We start from the raw sequence: 10,352 nt of genomic DNA, 5'->3' as shown, positions 1-10,352 counted from the left end.
TTGGGGCGGCAGGCTCATCGGTCAGCAGGCACGTTGCGGTAAGCGCGCACCGTGTCGAGCAGCGAGACGCGTTCGAATTCGGGGTGCAGCCGGTAGCGCAGCAAGTGTTCCCCCACGAACAGGGCCGCGATGGCCACCGGCGTGATCAGGTTGGCTAGCAGTGACCAGGCTTCCCAGGATCCCCACAGGTACAGCGCGACGGAGCCCATGGCCATGGCGAAGAAGTACAGCGTCCACGCCAGCGTGACGTACCAGGTGTAGCGTGCCATGCCCGGCTGCAGCGGGCCATGCACCTGCTGCGCCACGCGGCCAATGGCCGACGTGCCTGGACCGGCCAGCGTGAGACCGAAGCTGGCGCCCAGCGCGGCGTGGATGCCGGCATGCTGCAGCAGGTACAGCAGCTTCACGTCGCCGACGCCACCGCGTAGGGCGACGACCAGCAAGGCAAGCGCAGCCAGCAGCACGGCCCACATCCCGAAACGATGCCGGCTGCGCCAGGCCATCGCGCCCACCATGCCTAGCAGTGGACCCAGCAGCGCGACCACGGCCCAAGGTTCATGGGCCGCCTGCAGCATCAGGACATGAGACAGCAGCGAGTAAGCGATGACGCCCAGCAGCGCCAGGCTCAGCTGCCAATGCGCCATGACGATCCGTTCAACGTTTGCGCTGCTGCTCGATATGGGCAGCCAGGCTGCGCAGCGAAGCGAAAATCTTGTGGTTGTTCTCGTCGTCGGAGCGGAGCTCGAAGCCGTAGCGCTGCGACACCTCCAGGGCCAGCTCTAGGATGTCGATGGAGTCCAGGCCCAGGGCGTCGCCGTACAGCGGCGCGGTGGGATCGATGTCCGTAGGGCTGATCTCCAGATTCAAGGCCCGAACCAGGAGTTCGGCAAGCTCAGGCTCCAGCACAGAAGGCGGCAGCACATCGCCGGCGGATTTCACGTCGATGGCAGACACGATGTGGTATTCCTCGGAAAACTGCATTCAAACAAGGGGCGAATTGTAGTCGCGCTCGCCGGGTGAGCCTTGTGGCAGAGTGCGCACCGCCAGGGAAGGCGGGCCGCCTTGACTCGGTCTTGCATCAGCAGCCGCGCGCCTGTGTTCTCCGGGGCACAGGTGGTCGACTGGGGCAAGCCAGAACAGAAAGCAGCCGCGAGGGGGCAGTAGCATCAGCGGCTCCTACCCGCAGTACGCGCTGAGCCGTCTGCGAAGCTGCCGTCATGACGCCCTCTCCCTTGCCAGATTCCGATGCCCCGCCGGTACGGCTGCCTCACGCGCCGCTGCCCGCCTACTACCCGGCCGACGACGCAACGGTACGTGAAGCCTTCCTGCGCCGCACCTTCGATGGCGCGGCGGTGGACTACAACCGGCTGGAGAAGATCGTCGGCCTGGGCACGGGCTCCTGGTACCGCCGCCAGGCGCTGCTGCGCGCCGGGTTGAAGCCGGGGCTGCAGGTGGTGGACGTGGGCATGGGCACCGGGTTGGTGTCGCGCGAGATCCTGAAGATCACCGGCGAGCCGCACCGCCTGGTGGGCGTGGACCCGAGCCCGGGGATGATGCAGCAGGCCCGCTTCGAGCAGCCGGTGGAGTGCCGCCTGGGCCGGGCCGAGGAAATTCCGGTGCCCGATGGCAGCGCGGACTTCGTGGTTATGGGCTACGCGCTGCGGCACATCGCCGACTTCAGCGCGGCTGCGGCCGAATTCCGGCGGGTGCTCAAGCCTGGCGGGCGGCTGCTGATCCTGGAGTTCTCACGCCCCGAAAGTTGGCTTGGCCACGCACTGCTCAAGGCCTACTTGCGCGGTCTCGTGCCCCTGCTGGCGCGGGTCGTGTCGCGCACCAGGGACGCGGCCATGCTCTGGCGCTACTCCTGGGACACGATCGAGGCCTGCATGCCACCGGCCCAGGTCATGCAAACGCTGGACCGTCACGGCCTGCACGGCGTCGAGCGCCACACCGAACTGGGCATCTTCTCGGAGTACCGAGCCCAGAGTTGACAGGCCGGATTTCGAATAGCACCCGGGGCCGGGGCAGTAGCATCAGCACCCTTTGGGCCTGATCCGCCCGCTACGCCGCCTTCATGACGCACTCTCCCTCGCCCGACCGTGACGCCCCGCCGGTACGCCTGCCTCACGCCCCGCTGCCCGTGTATTACCAGCCCGGCAACGCCGCCATGCGTGAGGCGTTCCTGCGCCGCACTTTCGACGACACGGCAGTGGACTACGACCGGTTGGAGAAGATCCTGGGCCTGGGCACGGGCTCCTGGTACCGCCGCCAGGCGCTGCTGCGCGCCGGGTTGAAGCCGGGGCTGCAGGTGGTGGACGTGGGCATGGGTACCGGGTTGGTGTCGCGCGAGATCCTGAAGATCACCGGCGAGCCGCACCGCCTGGTGGGCGTGGACCCGAGCCCGGGGATGATGCAGCAGGCCCGCTTCGAGCAGCCGGTGGAGTGCCGCCTGGGCCGGGCCGAGGAAATTCCGGTGCCCGATGGCAGCGCGGACTTCGTGGTTATGGGCTACGCGCTGCGGCACATCGCCGACTTCAGCGCGGCTGCGGCCGAGTTCCGGCGGGTGCTCAAGCCTGGCGGGCGGCTGCTGATCCTGGAGATCACCCGTCCAGAGGGTCGCCTGGCCCACACCCTGCTTAAGGCCTACATGCGCGGTGTCGTACCCCTGCTGGCGCGGGTCGTGTCGCGCGCCAAGGACACGCCCATGCTCTGGCGCTACTACTGGGACACGATCGAGGCCTGCGTGCCACCGGCGCAGGTCATGCAGACGCTGGCCGGCCACGGTCTTCACGGCGTCGAGCGCCACACCGAACTGGGCATTTTCTCGGAGTACCAGGCCCGCAGCTGACCAAGCTTAGCAGCCTAGACTCGATTCTATTGCCGGGGTCAGACCTGTGGATCACGGTCGAGGCCTGCGCGGCTGTCGCGGCGGGAGGGAACCGGCTGCACGCCATCTGGGCGGTACCGTTGCAAAGCAAGCCAGCAGCGCCTGCATGGCGTCCAGACAGCAGTACCTGCGCGGCACCACGGAAACCTGGCGATCGCCATCTCGCTATCAAAACAGGCTGTGTCCCGAATCCCGGCCATTCCCGTGCCGTGCACGGAAACTTGCTGATGGTGGTCTCCTGATCGGCACATTGACGGCCGGGCCATGCCGGGCACGGGTATCGAGAAAGCCTTGTCGAAGGCATCGGCCGGATGTAGGCGTTGCAGCGCTTGATGCTGCTCCACGGGGCTCGGGCTGCTTGCGCGGGACGCACCCGCGCAGGTAGCCTTCTACCTCACCACCAACTGGGGGTTCGCGCCATGTCGTTGACCAGCAGGAAACGGATTGCCATCAGCAGAATCAGGTTGCCGCTGGTCCACTGGCCAGACCGTCCCTGGCTTTGATGAGTTGGCGTAGCTTGTCTGTGGCTCTCGGCCGCGCAGGCCGCTTAGGAGTTCAGCAAACTGTCAGGCGATCACGAAGCCGGGCTCTCGGCCGCGCAGGCCGCTTGGGGGAAACAGTTCGGAGCATCTGGCACCTCCGGAACCGTCACGGCCTTGAAGGCTGTCTTGCCACAGGTCAGCTGTATCCAAACCCGGGGCACCGTGCTCATGGCGCCCTGCAGGACCCTGGGATACGGGATGCCCGGGGATGATCGACGCCGGCACCACACGGTCGCTTGCCGATCTCGTTGCAGACTTGGCGCAGACAGGCTCCGCGACCAGGACGCTCAAGGATCTGCTGCTGCGTACCCATCCCGGCTGGTTACGCCTGGAATCCCCCCCCGAGTTGGCGCAAGTGCTGGCCTTCCTGCTGTCCGTAGGTCATGCCGACAACGGCAACGCGCTGATCAACGACAGCACGCAGGTGGGCCTCACGGCAGAGCAGCAGGACGCGGCCTGGCACACCGCGCTGCAACTGCATCCGTTACTCAGCGTCGGCCTTGACGCCCAGGGCAAGGTGCGACGCAAGTCCAGCCCCCGGCCAGCTCCAGTGGTCCAAGAAGACCCAGCCAAGTTCGCCGCCGTACTGGCCGATCCATGGCGTGCCGCCGGCCGGATCGACGTAGAGAAATTCATCCGCAGCCGGGCCTTTCGCAAGGCGCAAGACAGCCTGTGCTCGCATCCGGTCCGGTTTCGCAACATGAGCGGGCAGGGCGGCTTTCTCAAGCTGCAGGAGCCCTGCACCGGAGGGCTGGAGATGATGGTCACCGAGGAGGACTTCAATATCCGGGCCACGCGCACGCTGACTTGCACCGCCTCGTATCAGCCGCTATGGCATGTTCTTCTGCCGCTGATCGACTACCGGGGCATCCGGGCGAGACTGCCCGATGTCCTTGCCCGGCACCCCGAGCTGTGTGAACAGGTGCGGGCCTCAATGAGCATCCACGGTGTCGCCGGCGCAGCGGTGCTCGTCGAGGCACTCGCCTCGGGCGGCGAGCCACCACCGATGCGTGGCGAGGCGCAGGTCTTCGCCGGCGACCTGCCTGCCGGAGCGGATGATTCACGAGAGGAATGCCTGAGCGTCCTGACTCCGTTTGCCCTGCCGGCCGAGGTCAATGCCGCGAAGGAGCGCCTGTCCGCGGCGTACCGCGCGGAGATCCGGGAGCTGCGGGCCCAGGTGCTGCACAAGATCAGGGAGATCGACGATCAGCTCGCCGCCAGCCATGGCGCCGGCACGGCGGTCCAGGACGCTGGGCGGCAACAGCCGGGCCGGCTGCGGTCCGAGCTGGTGGCCCAGGAGCGGCACCTGCAGAGGATGCACCTGACATTTCCCACCTTCACCGTTCCCCTGGGCGGCCAGAACCCGCAGAACGTGGCAATGGACGTGAGCAAGGAGATGCACACGGCCAATGTGCGGTTGGACATCCCTTTCATCCGCCAGGCTGGTGTGGACCTCGATGCGGCCGTGGCCTATGTCGAGGAGGCACGCTTGGGCGCCGTCACGCCGCCGCAAGGGGCCAGGGCGCCGCGCTGCCTGCTGCCGCAGGCCAGCTCACGTCACCACCGAGAGATGCGGCGCGCCATTTTCACGGGCATGGTCATCGAAGCACTGGCGCCGCTGCTGGTGCTGCGGGACCACTGGCAAGCCTTGGCGTCGAATGTTGGGTTGCACGGCCGGACGCTGCAGGCCAGGGACGCCAAGTTCATCGCGGGGGCTCCGCAGCCGTGGCAGCTGTTCGTTGCCGGGGATGCCGGGCTGCGGGCTGTCGAAGCCAGGGAAGTGCTGGCGCCGCTGGTCAGGGACACCGGTACCCGCGTGCTGGCCGCCCTGGACCATGCCTATCCCGAGAAGCCTTGGAGCCAGGAGTACGAGCCCGAAGTACGAGCAGCGGCACTCGACGTGATCATGTGCGAGCGCACCTGAGGTCCACCACCCATGCACAAGCACTTCGCCTTCCTTCGCGTCAGTGCACAGTCCGTCAAGGTGTCGCAGGGGCCATTTGTCGGACTGCCGTCGGTGACGGGACTCACGGGCCTGGCGCGGGCGTTTGCCATCGGGTTGGCCCGGGCCAGAGGTCTTGGGCCCGGCGAACTCCAGCCTGACGGCATTGGCCTGGGTGTCGAGGACTACGGGGTTCACACCGGCTACGTCAAGGCGATGAAGGAAGGCACAGCAACGCCGGAAGCCGTTCCGGCGATCTGGGCATCCTTCACCGCCAGCTTTGTGATTCGCCTACGTGGTGCAACTCCACACGGCATCGAAACGCTGACCATGCAGGACTTGGCCGGCGACGCTGCCACCGTGCTCACTAGGCTGCGGCTGTGCAAGGGGAGGCTGATCGTGCAACGCGCCCCGGCGAGCCTTGCAGGGGGACGGCTGGTCGAGCGCTATCCCACGGAGCTCGCGCGCGCCATGGCGCTGCTGCCATCCCGCGCGCTGGTGCTGCGCGACGAGTCCGCGCTGGTCGAGGCAGCCCGTTCCGCGGGCCTGCCTTTGATGGACACCTTGCTAGCGGCCACGCTGCGCCATGAGCAGCGGCCAAGACCCTACCGCGACTTCTTCGAGGAGCATGGCTTCGAGATGCGCCGCCTCTACCCCGTCACGAGCGGCTACCTGGCGCTCGAGCCCGAACCGTCACAGCACAGCGCGCGGCCGTTTTCGGACGGGCGACTCGGGCCCTCAAAAGTGGCTTCGCCGATGTACACCCTGGCCGCCCTGCAGACTGCCGCGTCCATCCGTGCCGGCGCGGCTGCCGCGCAAGCCGAGCAAGGGTATCGCGTGCTCTGGAAAGAGCGACCGGTGAATGGGAGCTACATCTGCACCGCAGCGGTCTGACCACGGCTTGCGGCCTTGCAGTAGCCAACGAGGAACAACGATGTTGACTGCCAGTCCGTCCATCCTCTCCTTCGCGCGCACGCTGGAGCCCAGCCACATGCTCATGTTCAGCGCCCCGGCCATGGCAAGCACTCTGTCCGAGATGGTGCCGGTGACGATCCGGGAAGAGCCGCTGCGGGGCCTGAACGCGACATCGAAGACGCCGCTCGAAAAGCGCGACCAGGCCATACTCCAAGTCATCGAGAGCAGCGAGCTGGCTCTTGGCCACGAAGTCTTGGTGCTCAGGGGCCGCCTGTTGATCAAGAACCGCTACGCCATACCGCAGGCTTGTAGCGAGCCGGGCTTCCTACCGCTGCATGCCCAGGTGCTGGAACAGGTGCGAGGTGCCGATGCCGGCATCGTCGAGCTCAGCACCCGTTACGCCATCCAGACCGCCTGCGGCATGCTCGGGTGGCGCAACTACTTGACGGCCGAGCGGCATTGGGTGACGGTGGAGTCGGGCAGCGAGCAGCTGGAATTCGACAACATGCTGCGCGACGAGGCAGACCCGTTTTCGCTGGACACGGCGAGTTATGAGACCCATCGCAGGCAGCTCCAGACCCTAAAGGAGTGGATCGCTGACGCGCTGCTGCGGGATACCGGGCAGGGCCTCATGTTGCATCTGCAGGCCAGGTACCGGTTGGGCCTAGGCGCCAGGGTGTACCCAAGCCAGGAATGGCCCTCCGAGGACCAAAAGCGCGCATCGCAGCGCCGCTGGCCCGGTGGCGAGGGCGTCACCCGGATGCTGGCCAAGCTGCGACGGCCTGATGGCGGACTCCAGGCCATCATCAACGACCGCAAGGCGGGGAACACCTTGCGGCAGATCGACACCTGGTATCCCGACGCCCGACGGAACAAGCCCATTGCCGTCGAGCCCTATGGCGCCAACTCGCATGAGGCCCGTGCCTACCGGCGCACGACAGGGAGCATGAAGGAAATCATCGAGCGCCTCGCTCGCGGCGGCACCCAGGCACTGAGTCGCGAGGAGCGAATGTTCTACGCGGCGTGCTGCATCCGCGGTGGCGTGTTCGGAGGCTCCGACGAGTGAAGGAGGCACTGATGCTGGATCTATCCGCCTTGCACTACGTTGATCTTGATTTCGCCGACTCCATTGAGCCGCCGGCGCACCTAGTTCCGCTGGCCTGGCGCTGGATGCACGGGTTCAACCACGCTCAAGGCTTGATGACGGAACGCATTGGCATTGACGTTCCGGGCTGGGGCTGCGGCCAGTGCATCGAGGGCACCCCTGCCCAGTTGCGGTTGTTTGGCTCTCGGCCGGCGCTGGAAGCGTTCATGTCGAGTTCCCCGATGCCGCGCGTCCGGGCCATGGGTGTCGAAGTCGGCCTCGTGGCACTGGCACCGGCAACGGATAGCCATGCTGCAGTGCGCCGCGACAACGCCGCCGACAAGAACAAGCCATCGCGCATCCGGCGCAGCCTGCGTTTGGGCAACGCCGTGCCGCTGCCCAGACAGCACACGGCGGCTTTGGTCATCGCCTGCACCAGTCAATCGACGGGCCAGATGTTCGAGCTGAAATTGCGCAAGATGCCGGTGAGAGCGGCGGGCGTTACCTTCAACAGCTTCGGTCTCACGCTGGACGGCGGGCTGCCGCAGTTCTAGGAAAGGGCATTGGCAATGCGCTGGGGAAGTCCATCGCCGACGAGATGGGGCCGCAACCAGTGGCTGGCAGCGGGCTGCGGGTGAGTGCCAATGCGGCGGAAATCTGGGGGCCGTGGCCGAGCGTGCCCGATGTTGTTGGTGCCAGGCCAGAAGTGAGCCGTCTTCTAGCAACTTACCAACGGGCTGCTGAGCCAAGTGCTGTGATGCAAGTCGTTGATTCCGCAAGCGCTTTTTGGAGCGATTTCAGCCAGACCGGCCGTAGCCGCAATGCCGGATGTAGTTGCTGCATTCGTTCGGGCTGAAGGCGTGCAGTAACTCGCCGATGGTGTCCCACAGCGATTCCACGGTGCGCGAGGCCATGCGGCGCAGCAACTGCTTGAGCTTGGCGAAGACCTCGTTCGCGGAAACGTGCCATTTCCTGCGGCGAAATCTCGCTGAACACCATACCCTTCTTTTTTCGACAGGACCAGCAGTGCTGCTGCCTTGCGCCAGAGCCTTGTCCTTACGGCGCAACTCGCGCTCGAGCTCCTTGATGCGCCGTTGGTCCTACTTGGTCTGCTGCGGCGTGGCACGACGCCCCTCAGCGGGCCCGGCCAGCGCCTGTGTGGCGCTCTGGCGCCAGGCGGCGAGTTCTTGCGGGTAGACGCCGTGCTCGCGGCACCAGGCGCTCTTAGTTTCCTCGTCCATCGCCGCGGTGGCCAGCACGGCCTCAAACCGGGCTGCGGCTGTCCATGTGCGCTGCTGCTGCGGCTGGGCCAAGGCTTCAGCGCGCCACCGTTCCAGGGTGCCTACGCTGATGCCGATCTCGCGCGAGACCACCTCGATTGCCGAACTCTCTGGCGGCAGCAACCTCGCCACCGCCTTGTCCTTGAATTCCTTGCCGTACCGGGCCACTTCCAACTCTTCCAACGCCCCCGGGTTTCATCGTTCTATAGAGGCCACAACTATTGTGACTCCGGGGGGTACCGCGCGAGAATCCAGCGCAAGCCGCGTTCGCGGACAAACAAGAGATCGGTGAAAGAGGGAGTTCCATGAAAACTATCGCAGCCCTGATTGCGCTCGCAGTCTTTGCCGTGCACGTCGCTACTGCGGGCGTCGGCATGATCGACTAGCGGCCTCGAGGCGGCCCGCTGCTGATGTGGGGAGGCATCGGCACCATCGTTGCGGTTGAGTTCGCAATTCTGCTGCGCATGCTGCTGTAGCTCTCGACCAGCAGTTCGTCCTGCGACCATATTCGCTGTCACCGACACTGCGCGCGCAGGTGCCAAACAACCGCCGTAGCGGCAATTGACGACCAAAGGCAAATCCCACCACATCGTGTCGCTCTGCACCAGCCTTTAAGCCTTGCGCGGCATGCCGTCCCATCTCATGTTCAGGAAAACAATGATTTCCCGCCGCTTCTCACTCGCTCTGTCTCTAAGCCTGCTATCTAGCGCCGCGCTGCTGGGCTGCGGCCAGGACAGCGACCCGCCGGCTCTCGTCGCTTCGGCGCGCAACTACATCGCCCAGAACGACCTCAAGGCCGCCTCCATTCAGCTCAAGAACGCGCTGCAGAAGTCGCCCGAGTTGGCCGAGGCGCGCGCGCTGCTCGGGCTGACGCTGCTGGAGCAGGGCGACTTGGTGGGCGCGGAAGTGCAGGCCTCCAAGGCGCTGGAGCTCGGCGAAGCCCCGGACGAGGCCGTGCCGCTGATGGCACGGCTGCTGCTGCTGCAGGGCAAGGGCGCGCAGGCGATTGAGCGCTTCGGCGCCACGAACCTGTCCACGCCCGCCGCGCGCGCGGCGCTGCAGACGGTGCTGGCGCAGGCCTACCTGGCCCAGGGCCAGCCCGAGCGCAGCGAGGCGGCGCTCAAGGCAGCGCTGGAGCTCGACGCGCAGCATGTGCCGGCGCAGCTGCTGCAGGCGCGGCTGCGCGCGGCCTCCTCCGACTTGCCCGGGGCGCGGGCGCTAGTCGGTGACATTGTCAAGCAGCATCCCAAGGACGTGGAGGCCTGGCTGCTGCAGGCCGCGCTGGCGCAGGCCGCCGGCGACGACGCGGCCGCCGAGCAGGCCTACCGGCAGGCGCTGGCCTCGCGCAAGGAGGCGATGGGGGCGTACGTCGGCCTCATCCGGCTGCTGAACGCCCAGCGCAAGTTCGACGAGGCTGACCAGCAGCTCGCCGCGCTCAAGGCCGTGTATCCCGGCCATCCGCAAACCCGCGTGCTGGAGGCGCAGTCGGCCCTGCGCCGCCAGGACCTCAAGGCCGCGCGCGAGTCCATCCAGGCCGTGCTCAAGGTCGCGCCCGACTTCGGCTACGCGCAGCAACTGGCCGGCGCCATCGAGTACGAGGCCGGCGCGCTGGCGCAGGCCGTCACGCACCTGACGCGCGCGCAGCAGCTCATGCCCGAGTCGCTGGCCGCGCGCCAGCTGCTGGCGCAGGCGCTGCTGCGCG

11 protein-coding genes are annotated in these 10,352 nt (G+C 66.7%); 7 read left to right on the top strand and 4 right to left on the bottom strand.

Annotation, left to right across the window (positions count from 1 at the left end; genetic code table 11):
• Window positions 1–14 precede the first annotated feature (14 nt).
• The gene (locus FJ694_RS26405) at window positions 15–644 is read right to left on the bottom strand and encodes a COG4648 family protein (protein WP_157270439.1); all 630 of its coding nucleotides are present in this window, start codon (window positions 642–644) and stop codon (window positions 15–17) included.
• Window positions 645–654: 10 nt separating this feature from the next.
• The gene (locus FJ694_RS26400; RefSeq protein ID WP_310735067.1) at window positions 655–954 is read right to left on the bottom strand and encodes a phosphopantetheine-binding protein; all 300 of its coding nucleotides are present in this window, start codon (window positions 952–954) and stop codon (window positions 655–657) included.
• Window positions 955–1,217: 263 nt separating this feature from the next.
• On the opposite strand from FJ694_RS26400, the gene FJ694_RS26395 reads away from it, so the two are divergent.
• From FJ694_RS26395 to FJ694_RS26370, 6 genes are all read left to right on the top strand, one after another.
• Entirely contained in the window at window positions 1,218–1,991 is a 774-nt protein-coding gene (locus FJ694_RS26395; RefSeq protein WP_157270435.1) for a class I SAM-dependent methyltransferase, read from the top strand.
• 83 nt (window positions 1,992–2,074) lie between these two features.
• Entirely contained in the window at window positions 2,075–2,848 is a 774-nt protein-coding gene (locus FJ694_RS26390) for a class I SAM-dependent methyltransferase (protein WP_157270434.1), read from the top strand.
• A gap of 789 nt (window positions 2,849–3,637) precedes the next feature.
• Complete coding sequence (locus FJ694_RS26385) at window positions 3,638–5,353, top strand: hypothetical protein (RefSeq protein ID WP_157270432.1); 1,716 nt, start codon at window positions 3,638–3,640, stop codon at window positions 5,351–5,353.
• A gap of 12 nt (window positions 5,354–5,365) precedes the next feature.
• A complete protein-coding gene (locus FJ694_RS26380; RefSeq protein WP_157270430.1) occupies window positions 5,366–6,265 on the top strand; it encodes a hypothetical protein in 900 nt (299 codons plus the stop codon).
• 40 nt (window positions 6,266–6,305) lie between these two features.
• Window positions 6,306–7,352: a type I-F CRISPR-associated protein Cas7f/Csy3 gene (locus FJ694_RS26375; RefSeq protein WP_157270428.1), complete on the top strand. Its 1,047-nt coding sequence runs from the start codon at window positions 6,306–6,308 to the stop codon at window positions 7,350–7,352.
• An 11-nt stretch (window positions 7,353–7,363) separates the two neighbouring features.
• Complete coding sequence (locus FJ694_RS26370) at window positions 7,364–7,924, top strand: type I-F CRISPR-associated endoribonuclease Cas6/Csy4 (protein ID WP_157270426.1); 561 nt, start codon at window positions 7,364–7,366, stop codon at window positions 7,922–7,924.
• Window positions 7,925–8,167: 243 nt separating this feature from the next.
• On the opposite strand, the gene FJ694_RS38035 is transcribed toward FJ694_RS26370, so the two are convergent.
• Window positions 8,168–8,437 (bottom strand): hypothetical protein, encoded by a 270-nt coding sequence (locus FJ694_RS38035; protein WP_157270424.1) that lies wholly within the window; start codon window positions 8,435–8,437, stop codon window positions 8,168–8,170.
• Between the two features lie 33 nt (window positions 8,438–8,470).
• The gene (locus FJ694_RS26360) at window positions 8,471–8,833 is read right to left on the bottom strand and encodes a transposase (protein WP_157270422.1); all 363 of its coding nucleotides are present in this window, start codon (window positions 8,831–8,833) and stop codon (window positions 8,471–8,473) included.
• Between the two features lie 474 nt (window positions 8,834–9,307).
• On the opposite strand from FJ694_RS26360, the gene FJ694_RS26355 reads away from it, so the two are divergent.
• Window positions 9,308–10,352: tetratricopeptide repeat protein (locus tag FJ694_RS26355; protein WP_198321006.1), on the top strand; the 1,045-nt coding region annotated here is incomplete at its 3' end.

It is taken from the genome of Azohydromonas aeria (assembly GCF_009760915.1).
Classification (GTDB): Bacteria; Pseudomonadota; Gammaproteobacteria; order Burkholderiales; family Burkholderiaceae_C; genus Azohydromonas; species Azohydromonas aeria.
This window is presented reverse-complemented; position numbering and strand designations above follow the sequence as displayed.